Origin of the sequence: Xanthomonas sp. NCPPB 1325 (assembly GCF_041477645.2) — a bacterium.
Taxonomy (GTDB): domain Bacteria; phylum Pseudomonadota; class Gammaproteobacteria; order Xanthomonadales; family Xanthomonadaceae; genus Xanthomonas; species Xanthomonas cannabis.
In genome coordinates this window covers 297,456-312,735 of record NZ_CM192985.1, presented here as the reverse complement: position 1 = coordinate 312,735, position 15,280 = coordinate 297,456, and the positions used below count along the sequence as shown (strand labels likewise).

Below are 15,280 nucleotides of genomic sequence, written 5' to 3'. Positions count from 1 at the left end.
CTTCGTCAATTGTCTTGGTAGCGTTGAGCTCCTACCTCCGGAAGTCGCCATATCACGCCTTCCGGATCCAGCTCGGCGGTTTCCATCCGCTTTCCGCGTAGGCCAAAACCACAAATGGCCATTACGCCTTGTACGGTAGGATCCAGCGAAAAAGCCCGTTCCAAATGCTTCTCGTTGATAGCACCAGTGATGAAGGCGCCCAAGCCGAGATCTGTTGCGGCAAGATAGAGCGTCTGAGAGAGATGCCCAGCCTCCATTGCTACCACCCGGTATCCCTTTGCATGCTGACGGTACTTCCAGAAGGTGCGATCGAAGCGGGGGACGAGGGCGATCAGTACATGTGCGTCGGCAAACCAATGTTGCTGACCAACACATTCCATCACGAAGTCCCGTGTGAGCTTTTTTACATCAGGAACAGCGGCCAACGCGTGTGTGTCTGATCGATAGTGATAGAGCCCGGGATCGACGCCCTCCACATGCTGGATGATAACGTAGGCATCGATTGGATGCAGGCCTCCGCCTGAAGGCACACTTTTCTTGAGAAAAACCAGATCAGCACCGACGCGCATTTGGGCCTGGGCTGCGAACACGCGCTGCATCACATGCGAAAACTGCTCCAGGGTCAGGGCCTGGGCAGTATCAAAGTTTCGACACGTCACGCGACGGCTCAGCAAAACGTCAAACTCCGTAGCGCTGGAGTGTGGCAGCTCAAAAAGCTGCACATCCTCGGCCAAAGCCGTGAACTCCGGTGGGGGTATACCGAGCACCTCCCGCATCTGCAGTGCTGTTTCCGTTCCGGAATCGCGCATATTTTTTACAGCATCCACGCCATCCCAGCGGGTGAAGGCATGCAGAGTGGCACCAAGTGGATGCCAGTGCGCGGCACGTAAGCGTGCATCACGCAGAGCAGATGGACTCGTTTCGTCGGCACGCTCCAACGCCAAACCCGCCTTCAACAGGCTTTGGATGACTGAAACGTCCACATCGAGCGATGCGCTGTCGACCCATTCGGTTGGGCTAAGCACGCCCAGCAATTTCAATTCACACGGTGTGACCTTCACCGCCTCATCCAGATGGGGGGCTAAGGCGAACCACACCATCTGGCGACGCAATCCATTGCCACCTGTGAGAAGCGCTCGCAGTTCGAATTCCACAGTCTCGCGAGGCTCCAGCATCACCACGCTACAGCGCCTTACCTGCATCCGCCCTTCCTCCTGCTCACGTATACCTCGCGTGTCTGTACGCAAGACACTATCGTCGGTTTTAGGTACAACTTAAGTTTTTTCATCATTGGCGCTAAAGCCCGCGCGAGCTCGGCCGATAGCCGATTTCATTCTTCGGATCTTCAAGCGTCATGCCAATGTTGAAATTAGAGCCAGCTGTCGCCAACGCCCTGGTCCAGCTGCTGTCTCAGGACGATGCGTTCAGAGAACTATTTGTAAAGGACCCTGTTGCAGCCCTGGCGCGGGCGGGGCATATCGCAGAAGATCCCGATGACCTGAAGAATTTCGTCAATGATTGCGGTGCAGTTGAACTGGCAGACAAGCGGACCATTGCCGATGCACGGGACGAAATCAACGCAATGCTGACCAGTGGCACAAGTCAAACTGTTCCGATGCTTGAAGCCGGCTTCGGTGGCACCAGGACACTCAGGTAATTTCATCCAGCACCTGCTTGGCAATGGAATCGGTACACAGGCAATAAGCGCTGCTATCCAAGCACGGACTGAAGCAGTGTGGTGCTAAGGCCGGCCCTCGCGTGGTCAACTCTAAGCGAGTCGCGGCACGGATGCTGCATCGTGGACGTCGGGCACTCGCAAGCGCAGCAGCATTGCTCCGGCAGGTTATATCTAGGTCTCTTCGCCCTCACAACACCACCCAAGTCACCACGCGCCTCACATGTTCGGGCATGCATTGATCGTTTCCGGGTGTCTGTTATGACCCATCAAACTGATCCGTAGCCGCATCGACAGCGACCACGTTCAGTGGCTGTAGACAATAGCCGCACTCAGCTTCCGCATAAGCCATCCCGCGGCGAGCGCGTAGCCACGATGCGTGCTCGCGCGACATTGATTGATTTCCAGCGTCCGCTGCGGCTCGCATCGCAGCGGCACGGGTCTGAATGCGCGATTGTGTATCGAGGAAGGGTTCAAGCAGCAACAAAGCCTCTAGGGGTTTGCCAGTTACGCGTCGCCTTTCTGCGCGTACGATCGCCTCCAGTTCGCTGATGAGACGATTGTCCTTGGCTGGGCCACCTGTCTCCAAACGCTTCAGCGTCATTGTCGCCACCGTTTGATCCCCTGCCTGCTGCGCGACCAAGGCGGCTGCAAGTGCAATCGCCATATCGTCAATCGCATCGGCAGCGCTCTCATGGTCTAACGCGTCCAAGGCCCCTTTAGCGCCCTGCCGTGCGTAAGAGATTGCGGCAGCCGCGTTTCCACTCATCAGTTTTGCTGTTGCAGCCGGTACATAGTAGATCCGTTGGTCTGCACCCGATTGAGCGGGGCCGTTCCTAAGACCTGACTCTGACCGCACAACGGCAGTGAAGACATCATTGGAATCGAGGGCGACCGACGTGCGCTCGATGTCCGCGTGATAGTTATTCTCCGGGACGCGAGCGAGTAGTTGCCATGCCTTGGCAAAGTCTTTCTTTGCAGCAGCAACCGATGCTTGGCGTCGCAATGCACCGCTCCATCCGGACTTGACTGCCCTACCGAGCACGTAGTCGGCGGTTTCAAAATCTCCAAGCGCCAACAAGATCCGGCCATACTGATCCAGACCGATACTCGTAAGATCCACCTTGCTGTCTGCGACTCGCTTGGCGTACGGCAAGGCGTCACCGAAGCGATTGGCCGCGTAAAGCCCTATCGCCGCATTGTGCGAAGCCGGAGCGTAGTCAGGGTACAGCTCTGCCATCCTGATCCACCCATCGGTAGCTGCAGGCGGATTGACTATCTGAATGTCCCAATTTTCCACATACATTGCTTCTCTGGCTGGAAGTCTGGCAATCAATACCTTCGCACGGGCCAAGACCGCCAATGCATTAGCGTAGTCGACTTTGGCGAAGTACGCCCGGGTCTGACCAAGCCAAGCCAACGCAAAGTGTGGATCGATATCGGTTGCCTTGCGATAAAAACCTAACGCATTTTCATAATCCCCTCGAGCATATCGTCTTTGTCCGAGAGCATAGGCGCGCAGCGCATCCAGGCTGGACGTTGTCACTTCAGGAAGCGGGTGGCTTTGTTGCTGGATGCTTTTGGCATCTTCGCCCAAGCGATCACGCAAGTCCTGAGCTACCTGATCGACGGCAGCCAGTACGCTCGATCCCGAGCCGAAGGCCGTGCTGACTGCCAACGTCTGCTGGCTCTGTGGCTCTACAACCTCGACCGCAAAGCGTGTCCGCCCCCCGACCGACGCGATGGATGGCAGCAATACCGCTTTGACTCCCAGACGAACTGCAACTTCCGATGCGGTTGCACGATCCAGGCGATTTATCGTTGGATCTTTACGCATCATTTCCAGAGCTTTCAGCACACGATCGTCGCCAAGCACGTTCACGTAACGGGATTGCTCAAGACTGATGCGAAACGCTTGATCCAACGAGCCATCCATCAGCCCGTCACCGGTCAGATTGGTCAAATCACCTACCACCACCCAGTCGCGTTTCGCAAACGCAATGGCCGGTTGTGGGCGAACGAAAAACCACACCGCAATTCCTACTGCCAGCACAACGCCGACTTCTGCCACCAACGCCGCCGGCCGCCGCCACAGCGGGACATCGCGCCAGGCTTTGGTGGAGTTCTTCGGGGCGCGTAACGGGGTCAGGCCGATTTCGCCGACTTCGTAGATTTCCATCGGCGTGGGGACGCCTTTGAAGCGCCAGCGGCCGTGGGATTTCCACAGGATGCGTTCGACGCGGTCGCCCAGCTCGCGCGCAGCGCGGTGGGTGAGCGATTCGGCGACTGCCGAGATCAGGATCTGCCCCGGGCGTGCCATCGACATCAGGCGTGCGGCAGTCGGTTTGGCCAGGCCTTCGACCTCCAGCGGTTTGGCGCCGATGCTCACCGCCTCGTCGCTGTTGCGCCAGGTCAGCACCTCGCCCACGTGCAACCCTTGCCGCGCGCACAGCGGCTGGGCATGGGCATCGCTCATGGCCTTGAGCCCGCGCGCGTAATCCAGCGCGAAGCCCAGGCCGTCGATAGGGCGATCGAACAACAACAACAGCCCGTCGGAACGATCGATCAGGCGGCCGCGCCAGTGCTGCTGCAGCTTGACCACCAGGCGGTCGTGTTCGCGGAACAGGGCGGCGGCGGCGTTGTCGCCGATGCGTTCGACCAGCGCGGTCGAGTCGCAGAGATCGGTCAACAGCAAGGTGCGCAGACGTGGTGCCTGGATAGCCTCCGACGACGCGTCCTTGCGTGCGTTGCGGGCGCTCATGACTTAACGATGGCCCGAATCGGGCGTGGTACCGGGCGGCGGCGAGATCGCCGATGCGATCGCATCGTGCATGGCCAGCACGTTGCCGCCCTGCCGTTTGGCTTCGTACAGGGCGCTGTCGGCGAGGGTATACCAATCGTTCCAGGCCGCATCCGCATCGATCATGCACAATCCGACGCTGACCGAGCAGCCTTGCTCGCTCGGTCCGTTGCACAGGCGCGCTTCCACCGCGCGCACGATGCATTCGCCGATGTGGTGCACCAGCTCGCGCGTGCCTTGCGCCACCAGCACGCAGAATTCGTCGCCCCCGAGCCGGCAGGCCAGATCGCCTTCGGCGATGACCGACCGCAATGCGTGCGCCACGTTCTGCAACACACGGTCGCCGGCCAGATGACCGAATTCGTCGTTGATGCGCTTGAAGCGGTCGCAATCGATCAGGATCAGGCCAACGCCGGGCACGTTGCCGGCGCGGCGGCATTCCTGCAGATACAGCGCCAGGCCGCGGCGATTGTGCAACCCGGTCAGCTCGTCGGTGCGGCTGAGCTCTTCGGTATGGTTGAGCTGGTGCGAGGTGACGTAGAGGTTGTCCAGCGCCGCTTCCAGGTCATGGTTGCGGCGGCGCAACTGGCGGATCAGCAATTGCTCGTTATTGACCACACGCACGATGGAACGGCGCAGAAAGTGCGCCACCATCGACGGGTCGTGGTCGACCAGGCGCCGGAAATCGTCGTGTGCCAGTTCGATCAGGCGGCTGTCCATCGACGCACTGGCGCCCGCGCTGCGCGCATGGTCGCCAATCAGCAGGCCGAGCTCGCCAAAGAACTCGCCCGGGCCCAGATGCTTGAGCATCAGGTCTTCGCCGAAATCCAGGTCGATCTGGCCACTGACCACGATGAACATCTGCGTGCCGATCGCGCCGCGCTCGAACAGCGCCTGGCCCGCGGCAAGGTCGCGCAGCCGGCCAAAACGCGCGAAAAATGCAAGTTCCTCGGCAGTCATCGACGCGTGCAGCCCGTCCGAAAGCGTTTTGGCAACGCTTCCCGTCGGCTCGACTGCGCCTGTGGAGTTGTGGCAAGTCATCCAGTTTCCTTAGGCCGGCCTACAACGTTAGCCCATGGACAAATCCTACAGGACCCCCTTGTTCAGTACCAGGTCACACTCTTTCTCACAAGCAAAGAGACGAAATGACGGGTATGCCAGAAAAAAAAGGGGCCCGGTTGTCCGGGCCCCTCCCCCTCCCGGGGTGGCGAACGTCTGGCCGCCCGCTGCAGGCTAGGCGGCCTTGTCGCCGTGAAACTGTTCTTCTTCGGTAGAGCCGCGCAGGGCCGTGGTGGACGACTGGCCCTGCTGAATCGCCTGCGTCACTGCATCGAAGTAGCCCGTGCCGACTTCGCGCTGATGCTTGACCGCGGTGAAGCCCCGGTCGGCCGCTTCGAATTCGGCCTGCTGCAAGTCGACAAACGCACTCATCTGCCTGCGGGCGTAACCGTGCGCCAGCTGGAACATGCTGTGGTTCAACGCGTGGAACCCGGCCAGGGTGATGAACTGGAACTTGTAGCCGTAGCTGGCCAGCTCGGTCTGGAATCTGGCGATGGTGGCATCGTCCAGATGCTTCTTCCAATTGAAACTGGGCGAGCAGTTGTAGGCCAGCAACTTGCCCGGGTACTTGGCATGGATGGCTTGCGCGAAGGCGCGCGCAAACGCCAGGTCCGGCTTGCCGGTTTCGCACCAGATCAAATCGGCATAGGGCGCGTAGGCCAGGCCGCGGCTGATCGCCTGGTCCAGGCCGTTGCGGGTCTTGAAGAAACCTTCGACCGTGCGTTGCCCGGTGGTGAACGGCTGATCGTTGGCATCCACGTCGCTGGTGAGCAGGTCGGCTGCTTCGGCATCGGTGCGCGCGATCAGCAGCGTCGGCACGCCCAGCACGTCGGCGGCCAGGCGCGCGGCGTTCAACTTTTCGATCGCCTCACGCGTGGGCACCAGCACCTTGCCGCCCATGTGGCCGCACTTCTTGACCGAGGCCAGCTGGTCTTCGAAGTGCACGCCAGCGGCGCCGGCTTCGATCATCGCCTTCATCAGTTCGAAGGCATTGAGCACGCCGCCGAAGCCGGCTTCGGCATCGGCCACGATCGGCTGCAGGAAGTCGATGGCATCGTTGCCTTCGGCGTGATGCAGCTGATCTGCGCGCAGCAAGGTGTTGTTGATGCGCTTGACCACCGCCGGCACCGAATCGGCCGGGTACAGCGACTGATCCGGATACATCTGCCCGGCCAGGTTGGCATCGGCCGCCACCTGCCAACCGCTCAGGTAGATCGCCTTCAGGCCCGCCTTGACCTGCTGCATCGCCTGATTGCCGGTCAAGGCGCCCAGCGCGTTGACGAACGGGGTGGCATGCAGGGACGTCCATAGTTTTTCGGCGCCCAGCCGCGCCAGCGAGTGCTCGACATGCACGGTGCCGCGCAGGCGCACCACGTCGGCGGCGGTGTAGTTGCGGGTGATGCCTGTCCAGCGCGGATTGCTGGCCCAGTCCTGCTGCAGTTGTTCGGCGCTTTGCAGTGTGGTGCTCATCTTGCGTTCTCCGGAGGGGGACGACGGATGGAACAGGGAAGCGGCGTGCCCGACGGCGCACGCGGCAAGGCAAGGCCGTCGTTGCGCGGTGGCGCGCAACGGGCGGTGTGCTGCGGTGAGGCAGGAGCTGCGGCGATACGCGGTGGCGGTGCCGCGGCAGCGATCAATCGATCAGGCGGTACGCCGGCACGGTGAGGAAGTCGGCCAGTGCATCGGCAACGCTCAGCTCCTGCAGCAAGGCGATCGCCTCATCGATGCGGGCGGCGCCAGGCAACGTGGTGGTGGCGCCCAACCGGGCCGGCAGCGCACGCAAGGTGGCCTGCAGCAGGTGCTGATCGATGGCGGTGCCATCATCCAGATGCTGGCCGTGATGCAGCCACTGCCACAGTTGCGCGCGGCTGATTTCGGCAGTGGCCGCGTCCTCCATCAGGTTGTGGATCGGCACACAGCCATTGCCGTCCAGCCACGCAGCCAGATAACGCACGCAGACTTCGACATTGCCGTCGAAACCGGCGCGGGTGATGGTGCCCGGCGACGGGGCGATCAACATGTCGCGCGTCACCTGCACGTCGTTGCGCAGCACATGCTGCTGATGCGCGGTGGGCATGTGCTCGTCGAACAGTTTCATCGCCACCGGGATCAGCGCCGGGTGTGCCACCCAGGTGCCATCGTGGCCGGCGCTGACTTCGCGCAGCTTGTCGGCACGCACACGCGCCATCGCCTGTTCGTTGGCGGCTTCGTCGTGATTGATCGGGATCTGCGCGGCCATGCCGCCCATCGCATGCGCGCCGCGGCGATGGCAGGTCTTGATCAGTAGTTCCGAATACGCCTTCAGGAAGGGCTGGGTCATGGTGACCTGGCCGCGCTCGGGCAGGACGCGGTCGCGGTGCGCACGGAAGGTTTTCAGATACGAAAAAATGTAATCCCAGCGCCCGCAATTCAGGCCCACGATGCGCTCGCGCAGTGCGTGCAGAATCTCGTCCATCTCGAAGACCGCCGGCAGCGTTTCGATCAGCACGGTGACCTTGATCTGGCCGTGCGGCAGGCCCAGCATCGCTTCGATATGCGACAGCGCCGTTTCCCACAGTGCGGCTTCTTCCATGCTCTGCAGCTTGGGCAGATACAGATACGGGCCGCGGTCCCTGGCCAGCAGCGCGCGGCCGTTGTGGAAGGCGAACAGGGCCGCATCGAACAGGCCGCCGGCCAGCGGCTGCCCGTCGATGTGGACATGCTTTTCGTCCAGGTGCCAGCCGCGCGGGCGCACGATCAGCACCGCTCGTTCGGCTTCCGGGCGCAGTGCATAGTGCTTGCCGTTGGGCGCATCGAAGCTGAGATCGCCGCGCACGGCGGCCGCCAGGGTGCGCTGGCCGGCGAGCAGGTTGCGCCAGGTCGGTGCGGTGGAGTCCTCAAAGTCGGCCATGAACACCTTGGCGCCGGAGTTGAGCGCGTTGATGACCATCTTCGGATCGGTGGGACCGGTGATTTCGACGCGGCGGTCCTGCAATGCCGCCGGCAACGGCGCAACACGCCAGTCACCCTCGCGGATGGCATGGGTGTCGGCGCGGAAATCCGGCAGCTGGCCGCCGTCGAAGGCGGCCTGGCGGGCGCGCCGCTGGGCCAGACGCTGCTGACGGCCGGGCTCGATCGCGCGGTGCAGCGAGACCAGCAGCGCCAGCGCCGCTGGCGGCAGCAGTTCTGCCTGCCCGGCGACCTGGGTGGTCAACGACAGACCTGGCGTGGCGCGGTCGGTAGGACGTGGAGCGAAAGCGGTGGCAGACATGGGAGTTCCTTGTGCGTCCGGACCTGCACCGTGCGCGCCGACGGACTATTTGACAAAGCAGTTTTATCAATGCTGTAAATAAGGTGGACTTATATCAAGCGATGATCGCTTACCGATATGGCGCCAACCCCTCGATTTTCCTACAAATCCGATCGGCTCAAACCGCTGCGGGCGTTCTGCCAGACCGTGCGACTGGGCTCGGTCTCACGGGCTGCTGAGGCGCTGTACGTCAGCCAGCCGGCGGTGACCCTGCAACTGCAGGCACTGGAACGCGACCTGGGTGTGCCCTTGTTCGAACGCTCCGGACGGCGGCTGGCGCCCAGCCGCGAGGGACAATTGCTGTACGACATGGCACTGCCGCTGGTGGAAAGCCTGGACGGGCTGGAGGCGAGCTTCCGCGAGAAGGTGCGCGGGCTGGATGCGGGCGAGCTGACCATCGCCGCCAACAGCTCCACCATCCTGTACCTGTTGCCGCGCATCGTGGAAAACTTCCGTGCGCGCCATCCGGATGTGCGGCTGACCCTGCACAACGCGATCAGCGCCGACGGCACCGACCTGCTGCGCGAGGATGGGGTGGATCTGGCGGTTGGTTCGATGCTGGACGTGCCGGCCGACCTCAACTACGCACCGGTGTACCGCTTCGAGCAGCTGTTGATCACACCGCCCGACCATCCCCTGGCGCACAAGCCCACGGTGTCGCTGCAGGATCTGTCGCCGTATCCGTTGATCCTGCCGCCGCGGCGGCAGGTGACCTACCGCCTGGTCGACCTGATCTTTCAACAGGCCCGGGTGCCCTACACCGTGGCGCTGGAAGTGGGCGGCTGGGAGGTGATCAAGCAGTACGTGGCGATGGGCATGGGCATTTCCATCGTGACCGCCATCTGCGTCACCGATGCCGATCGCGACAAACTGGCCACGCGCTCGCTCAAGGATTTTTTCCCTACCCGCAGCTACGGCGTGGTGGTGCGCAAGGGCAAGTATCTGTCGCCGCAGGCACGCGCCTTCATCGAACTGATCCAGCCGGATCTGTTTACGCCGCGCGGCTATGACGAGAGCGGCGACTCGGAGCGCTGAGCCGTCAGGTGATCGACGCGATCACCCGAATTTATTGGCGCACCCCGCTCCATGAGTGCGCGTCGCGGTCGAGGTTGCCACGTGCCATGTGTCGATTGCGCAGGCGCCGTGTGCTGTGCAACAAAACCAGCAAACGCGACAGGACGGCGATGCACGGTGTGTGGCTCCTACACACCGTTGGAGGCGACATTGCGCGCGATGCACGATCGTGCAATGCACGACGCAATGACGTCCGCCTACACTGCAGCGCACGAGCGCGTGGTCTGTCCAGGGGAACGACGGACCGCATGCAGCGCGCTCGACCCGCACGTCGAGCCGACTCAACCAATGGAACGTTGACGCAATGAATCCGACCACGTTGTTGCTGGTGCAGTTGGCAGTGATTCTGGGGGCGGCGCGCCTGTGTGGTGCGCTATTGCAACGGGTCGGGCAGCCGCCGGTCATCGGTGAAATGGCGGCCGGCCTGTTGCTGGGCCCGATCGCCTTCGGCGCGTGGCTGCCCCAGCTGCATGACGCGCTGTTCGCCGCCAAAAGCCTGCCGCCGTTGTCGGGGCTGGCCAATCTGGGGGTGGTGCTTTTCATGTTTGTCGTCGGCGTGGAGCTGCGTGCACCGGAAGGCACCAAGGCACAGGTGCGCGCGTCGGTGCTGGTTGGTGTGTCGGGCATCGTGTTGCCGCTGGCACTGGGACTGGCCGCTGCGCCGTGGCTGTTTCCGCGCTTTGCGCCGCACGGCGTCGGCTTCTGGCCGTTTGCGCTGTTCATTGCGGCAGCCATGTCGGTCACTGCATTTCCGGTGCTGGCGCGCATCCTCAAGGACCGCAACATGACCCGCACGCCGGCCGGCCGTCTGGCACTGGGCGCGGCGGTCATCGACGACGCCACGGTATGGATCTTCCTGGCGATCGTGCTCACGCTCACCGGCAACACTGCGCACGGCGGTGTGGCATTTACTGCGGCCGGTGCGCTGGTCTTGATCGCACTGGTGTTCGGCGTGCTCAAGCCGGCGTATGCGCGGCTGCTGCGGCCGCGGGCGAGCGATGGCCGCTATGCCTCCACTGCGCTGGTGTGGGTGTTGATCGGCCTGCTGGGCTGCGCGGCGGTGGCCGAATGGATCGGTTTGCATGCGATCTTCGGTGCATTCGTGTTCGGCATCTGCCTGCCGCGCGACGACCGTTTGCTGGAGCATCTGGCCGGGCGCATCGAACCGCTGGCGATCACCTTGCTGATGCCGGTGCTGTTTGCCGTCGCCGGACAGGCCACCAGCCCCAGTGCGTTTGCCGGCGCCGGCATTGCCGGTTTCGTGTTGGTGATCGGCGTGGCGGTGACCGGCAAACTGGCGGGCTGCACGCTGGGCGCGCGGCTGAGCGGGCACGATTGGCGCGATAGTCTCACCGTCGGCTCGCTGATGAATGCACGTGGCCTGATGGAACTGGTGGTGATCAAGATCGGCCTGGACAGCGGCGTGATCGGCCCGGACCTGTTCACGCTGTTGTTCGGCATGACGCTGGTGACCACGGTGATGACCTCGCCGATGGTGGCCTGGTTTCATGGCCGGCGCCATGCGGCCCCGGCCGACGGCATGCAAGCGAACCATCCGGGTCACTGACGTGTTGTCTGCCGCTGCACTTGCCGACGTTGCATCAGCGCGCACCGGCAGCCATGCGAGCTGCGCGTCGACACTGCGCTGCTCGCGCGCGATCGCACCGGCAGGACGTGAAGCGCCCTTGCCACCACCGGTAACGCGGGTGGCAAGGGTGATTGCGCTGCGCGATTGCCGCATTGGCGGCATCCGCCTCACAGCACAGTTCTTCCGCCAGGCGCGTTGACGCGTCGTGTTACAGACTGGCGCCATGTCCTCAGAAATCCAATCCCGCTATACGCAGCTCCCACCTCCGCCCGAGTTGCGCACCCAGCTGCGTTGCAGCTGGCGCCACCGGCAAGGTGCGGCCAATGCGCCGGTGCGGGTGTTGCCCGACGGCTGTGTCGACCTGATCTGGGATGGCGCTGCACTGTTCGTCGCCGGCCCCGACCATGTCGCGACCATGGCCTGCGTAGCCGCCGGCAACGTGCTCACCGGCGTGCGATTGACTGCAGGCGCGGCCGCCGGTGTGCTGGGCATTCCGCTGCACCATATTGCCGACCAGCGCGTGGCATTGGATGCGCTGTGGGGCCGCGATGCAGGCGAGTGGCAACAGAAGCTGTGCGATGGCAGCGACGTGCTGCAGACCTTGCATGCGCTGTGTCGTCACCGCGCGGTGGCCGTGGACCAACAGATGGCCTTCACCTTCGCCCAGCTGGCCGGGCCTGCAGCGCCGCGCCTGCCGGCGTTGTGCGCAAGCCTGGAGATCAGCGAGCGGCAGCTGCGGCGGCGCTGTCACGCAGCATTCGGCTATGGCCCCAAGACGCTGGAGCGGATCTTGCGGCTGCAGCGTTTCCTGCGGCTGGCAGGCAGCCAACCCACGCTGACCGCCGCCGCGCTGGAGGCCGGGTATGGCGATGCACCGCATCTGGTGCGCGATGCGCGCCTGCTTGCCCAGCTGAGTCCACGTGAGCTGGTGCAGCAACACGCACGGTGATGGCCGTTTTCGCCAAGCCGCCAGGTCGCTGCGCAGGGCACGCTGTGCAGCCACCGACCGCGAGGACATCGCCATGCAACGCAACGCACAGCATCACCGTATCGACTATCTGGAATTTGCCGTGGCCTCCATCGCCACCGCCAAGGCGTTTTACGCTGCGGCGTTCGACTGGACGTTTCAGGACTACGGACCGGACTATTGCGAATTCCGCGACGGCCGCCTGAGCGGCGGCTTCTTCCATGGAGCCCCGCAACCAGGTGGCGCCCTGGTGGTCCTGGCCTCGGACGATCTGGCCGCCTCCCAGGCACGCATCGAAGCCGCTGGCGGCACCATCACCCGCCCGGTGTTCGCATTCCCGGGCGGGCGACGTTTCCACTTCACCGACCCGCACGGCTACGCGCTGGCGGTGTGGACGCAGGATGCTGCCGGCGCGTGAGCCGCGCGACATGATTGCCTCCGACTGCGCGTAGACGTTCCCAGCCTTCCACGGTGCAGATACGCAGCCAGCGACAGGCATGTTGGGCATTGCCGGTGCGCCTGCGTGCACGCAGCGTGCTCGAACGCGATGTGGATGCTGGACGATGCCTGCCGGTGCGCACAGCTGCACTGCAGCGGCAGGCAGAACATCGCAGGTCAGCCAGCGGCGCATGGACGGCACGAACAGCGCGCAAGGTGAGAGCGGCAATGGCCGCCTCCGGGCGTAGGGCCGCACCCGCCTGCGTACGCGCCGCCATGTTGCAAGCGGCGCTTACGTGCGCCCGTACAGCGCCAGGAACATCGCCACCGCCGACTCGGCCACCTGTGTCTGCTGGTCAGCCGACAGCGGCGGCTGGCCCATCGCCAGCTGCGGCCAGAACGCAAAGCCCTTGATCAGCGACTGCAGCTGTTGCGAGGCGAATTCCGGGTCCACCGGCGCCAGGCGGCCATCGGCCTGCGCAGCGCGCAGCCAGGTGGTGGTGCCCTCTTCCTTGCTGCCCAGCTGCGCCAGCAGCGCGCGTGCGCGCTCCGGCGAGTGGATGCCTTCGGCGATGGCCACGCGCGAGAGATCGATGAAGGCCGCATCGTCGAGCAGGTGCAGCTTCTGCTGCAGCAATTGCGTCAACTGCATGCGCAATGATTGGTCTGGGCGATAGGCCAGGCTCACCGCCTCGGCACTGCGTTGCCATAGCCCGCGCAGGATCTCGCCGAACAAGGCGTCCTTGCTGGGGAAATGGTTGTAGACGGTGCGCTTGGAGACACCCGCGGCGGCGGCGACCCGATCCATGCTGGTGGCCTCGAACCCGTGCTGGCGGAACTGTGCGATGGCCGCCTCAACAATGGCGTGGCGCTTGCGGTCGGTGAGCCGCTGCGGCGCCGGGGCCGAATCGGATGAACTGGACATGGCTGCATGTTACACCCGTCAGTTTACATTTGCCGAATAAAACTACACTGTGCAGTGTAAGTTTAGTGCAACTTCCGTGTTCGCCCCTGCCCAACGATGGAACCTGTCGTGCTCACCCAGTCCCGTCAGCTGCCCCACGCCGCATCGCACGCCGCTTCGCCGCAATTTCGCAATGGGCGCTTTCGCAACACACTGCCGACCTCGCTGAGCACCCCCGGGGTTCTGGGCGGGCTGCGCTTGCTGTGGGAGGTGTTGTTCAATAAGCCGGCCCACACGGTGCCGTCGCAGGCGCTGCCGGTCACGCCGTTGACTGCGGCGCAGCTGCAAGCCGCGCCGGATCACAGCCTGTTCCGGCTGGGCCATTCCACCGTGTTGATGAAGCTGCGTGGCGGCCTGTGGCTGACCGACCCGGTGTTTTCCAAGCGCGCGTCGCCGTTTGCTTTCGCCGGGCCCAAGCGCTTCCACGCGCCGCCGATCGCACTGGATGCGTTGCCGCCGCTGGCCGGGGTGATCCTGTCGCACAACCATTACGACCATCTGGACCGCGCCACCATCCGTGCGTTGGCCGACCGCGTTGGCGTGTTCGTCGCGCCGCTGGGCGTGGGCGATCTGCTGGTGCGCTGGGGCGTGGATCCGGCCAAGGTGCAGCAGCTGGACTGGTGGCAGTCGGTGCAGGTCGATGGCCTGACGCTCACCGCCACGCCGTCGCGGCATTTCTCCGGACGCGGCCTGTTCGATCGCGACCGCACGCTGTGGTGCTCGTGGGCGATCCAGGATGGCGACCTGCGCGTGTTCTTCAGCGGCGACGGTGGTTACGGCCCGCATTTCAAGGCGATCGGCCAGCGTCTAGGGCCGTTCGATGTGGCGCTGATCGAGAACGGCGCCTACGACCAACTGTGGCCGGACGTGCACATGCAGCCGGAGCAGAGCCTGCAGGCGTTTATCGACATCGGCGGCCGCACCCTGCTGCCGATCCACAACGGCACCTTCGATCTGGCCATGCATGTCTGGTCCGAACCGTTCGAGCGCATCGTCGCGCTGGCGGCGGCCGCCAACGTACCGCTGACCACGCCGCAGATGGGCGAGTGGGTGGACCTGCGCCAGCCGGCCACCGGCGAGCGCTGGTGGCGCACGCTGCCTGAAACGCGGGCGCTGGCGCAATGAGCGGCTGGACGCTGGCCGACCTGCCGCCGCAGCGGGCGCGGGTGGCCGTGATCACCGGCGCCAGTCCCGGCGGGCTGGATTACGACAACGCGCTAGCCAGTGCCGGAGCCAACCTTGTGCTGATCGCGTGCAACCTAGACAAGAGCGAAGCGGCGCAGCAAGCGCTGTTTGCGAGGTATGCGGATACCGGCATGTGCGTCGAGTGGTCAACGGTATAAGGGACGTCCACGGTATGCGTTCTGCATCACTGCACACCGCGCATCGCCTTGAAAGCAGACGCTTTCCATCGCCTTACCATGGC

13 protein-coding genes are annotated in these 15,280 nt (G+C 63.8%); 7 read left to right on the top strand and 6 right to left on the bottom strand.

Translation table 11 applies throughout. The features are described 5' to 3' along the window. Window positions 1–5: 5 nt before the first annotated feature. Complete coding sequence (locus ACCQ10_RS01310) at window positions 6–1,202, bottom strand: putative peptide maturation dehydrogenase (protein ID WP_372363027.1); 1,197 nt, start codon at window positions 1,200–1,202, stop codon at window positions 6–8. Window positions 1,203–1,360: 158 nt separating this feature from the next. Between ACCQ10_RS01310 and ACCQ10_RS01305 the strand changes: the two genes are divergently transcribed. Further along, window positions 1,361–1,657, top strand: coding sequence for an NHLP-related RiPP peptide (locus ACCQ10_RS01305; RefSeq protein ID WP_372363026.1), 297 nt, complete (start codon window positions 1,361–1,363; stop codon window positions 1,655–1,657). A 277-nt stretch (window positions 1,658–1,934) separates the two neighbouring features. Here ACCQ10_RS01305 and ACCQ10_RS01300 read toward each other — a convergent pair whose 3' ends face one another. From ACCQ10_RS01300 to aceB, 4 genes are all read right to left on the bottom strand, one after another. Beyond that, window positions 1,935–4,436: a putative peptide modification system cyclase gene (locus ACCQ10_RS01300; protein WP_372361953.1), complete on the bottom strand. Its 2,502-nt coding sequence runs from the start codon at window positions 4,434–4,436 to the stop codon at window positions 1,935–1,937. A 3-nt stretch (window positions 4,437–4,439) separates the two neighbouring features. Next, window positions 4,440–5,516: a GGDEF domain-containing protein gene (locus ACCQ10_RS01295; protein WP_104580214.1), complete on the bottom strand. Its 1,077-nt coding sequence runs from the start codon at window positions 5,514–5,516 to the stop codon at window positions 4,440–4,442. A 192-nt stretch (window positions 5,517–5,708) separates the two neighbouring features. Continuing rightward, on the bottom strand, window positions 5,709–7,004 hold the full coding sequence (gene aceA, locus ACCQ10_RS01290) for an isocitrate lyase (RefSeq protein WP_372361952.1): 1,296 nt from the start codon (window positions 7,002–7,004) through the stop codon (window positions 5,709–5,711). Window positions 7,005–7,167: 163 nt separating this feature from the next. Beyond that, window positions 7,168–8,784, bottom strand: coding sequence for a malate synthase A (gene aceB / locus ACCQ10_RS01285; protein ID WP_372361951.1), 1,617 nt, complete (start codon window positions 8,782–8,784; stop codon window positions 7,168–7,170). 117 nt (window positions 8,785–8,901) lie between these two features. On the opposite strand from aceB, the gene ACCQ10_RS01280 reads away from it, so the two are divergent. The 4 genes from ACCQ10_RS01280 (at window position 8,902) to ACCQ10_RS01265 (ending at window position 12,870) form a co-directional block, all read left to right on the top strand. Next, window positions 8,902–9,858: a LysR family transcriptional regulator gene (locus ACCQ10_RS01280; protein WP_372361950.1), complete on the top strand. Its 957-nt coding sequence runs from the start codon at window positions 8,902–8,904 to the stop codon at window positions 9,856–9,858. A gap of 343 nt (window positions 9,859–10,201) precedes the next feature. After that, complete coding sequence (locus ACCQ10_RS01275) at window positions 10,202–11,464, top strand: cation:proton antiporter (RefSeq protein ID WP_372361949.1); 1,263 nt, start codon at window positions 10,202–10,204, stop codon at window positions 11,462–11,464. A gap of 244 nt (window positions 11,465–11,708) precedes the next feature. Beyond that, the gene (locus tag ACCQ10_RS01270; protein WP_372361948.1) at window positions 11,709–12,434 is read left to right on the top strand and encodes a DUF6597 domain-containing transcriptional factor; all 726 of its coding nucleotides are present in this window, start codon (window positions 11,709–11,711) and stop codon (window positions 12,432–12,434) included. 73 nt (window positions 12,435–12,507) lie between these two features. Next, a complete protein-coding gene (locus ACCQ10_RS01265) occupies window positions 12,508–12,870 on the top strand; it encodes a VOC family protein (RefSeq protein WP_372361947.1) in 363 nt (120 codons plus the stop codon). Window positions 12,871–13,182: 312 nt separating this feature from the next. On the opposite strand, the gene ACCQ10_RS01260 is transcribed toward ACCQ10_RS01265, so the two are convergent. After that, window positions 13,183–13,815: a TetR/AcrR family transcriptional regulator gene (locus tag ACCQ10_RS01260; protein ID WP_372361946.1), complete on the bottom strand. Its 633-nt coding sequence runs from the start codon at window positions 13,813–13,815 to the stop codon at window positions 13,183–13,185. Window positions 13,816–13,911: 96 nt separating this feature from the next. Between ACCQ10_RS01260 and ACCQ10_RS01255 the strand changes: the two genes are divergently transcribed. Together ACCQ10_RS01255 and ACCQ10_RS01250 are read left to right on the top strand one after the other, a co-directional pair. Then, the gene (locus ACCQ10_RS01255) at window positions 13,912–14,979 is read left to right on the top strand and encodes an MBL fold metallo-hydrolase (protein WP_372361945.1); all 1,068 of its coding nucleotides are present in this window, start codon (window positions 13,912–13,914) and stop codon (window positions 14,977–14,979) included. After that, the gene (locus ACCQ10_RS01250; RefSeq protein ID WP_372361944.1) at window positions 14,976–15,197 is read left to right on the top strand and encodes an SDR family NAD(P)-dependent oxidoreductase; all 222 of its coding nucleotides are present in this window, start codon (window positions 14,976–14,978) and stop codon (window positions 15,195–15,197) included. The genes ACCQ10_RS01255 and ACCQ10_RS01250 overlap by 4 nt, the downstream gene beginning before the upstream one ends. Window positions 15,198–15,280 lie beyond the last annotated feature (83 nt).

Excerpts from the sequence above, each read along its gene's own strand:
- ACCQ10_RS01310 (WP_372363027.1), bottom strand. The coding sequence starts at position 1,202 with ATGCAGGTAAGGCGCTGTAGCGTGGTGATGCTGGAGCCTCGCGAGACT.
- ACCQ10_RS01305 (WP_372363026.1), top strand. The coding sequence starts at position 1,361 with ATGTTGAAATTAGAGCCAGCTGTCGCCAACGCCCTGGTCCAGCTGCTG.
- ACCQ10_RS01300 (WP_372361953.1), bottom strand. The coding sequence starts at position 4,436 with ATGAGCGCCCGCAACGCACGCAAGGACGCGTCGTCGGAGGCTATCCAG.
- ACCQ10_RS01295 (WP_104580214.1), bottom strand. The coding sequence starts at position 5,516 with ATGACTTGCCACAACTCCACAGGCGCAGTCGAGCCGACGGGAAGCGTT.
- aceA (WP_372361952.1), bottom strand. The coding sequence starts at position 7,004 with ATGAGCACCACACTGCAAAGCGCCGAACAACTGCAGCAGGACTGGGCC.
- aceB (WP_372361951.1), bottom strand. The coding sequence starts at position 8,784 with ATGTCTGCCACCGCTTTCGCTCCACGTCCTACCGACCGCGCCACGCCA.
- ACCQ10_RS01280 (WP_372361950.1), top strand. The coding sequence starts at position 8,902 with ATGGCGCCAACCCCTCGATTTTCCTACAAATCCGATCGGCTCAAACCG.
- ACCQ10_RS01275 (WP_372361949.1), top strand. The coding sequence starts at position 10,202 with ATGAATCCGACCACGTTGTTGCTGGTGCAGTTGGCAGTGATTCTGGGG.
- ACCQ10_RS01270 (WP_372361948.1), top strand. The coding sequence starts at position 11,709 with ATGTCCTCAGAAATCCAATCCCGCTATACGCAGCTCCCACCTCCGCCC.
- ACCQ10_RS01265 (WP_372361947.1), top strand. The coding sequence starts at position 12,508 with ATGCAACGCAACGCACAGCATCACCGTATCGACTATCTGGAATTTGCC.
- ACCQ10_RS01260 (WP_372361946.1), bottom strand. The coding sequence starts at position 13,815 with ATGTCCAGTTCATCCGATTCGGCCCCGGCGCCGCAGCGGCTCACCGAC.
- ACCQ10_RS01255 (WP_372361945.1), top strand. The coding sequence starts at position 13,912 with ATGGAACCTGTCGTGCTCACCCAGTCCCGTCAGCTGCCCCACGCCGCA.
- ACCQ10_RS01250 (WP_372361944.1), top strand. The coding sequence starts at position 14,976 with ATGAGCGGCTGGACGCTGGCCGACCTGCCGCCGCAGCGGGCGCGGGTG.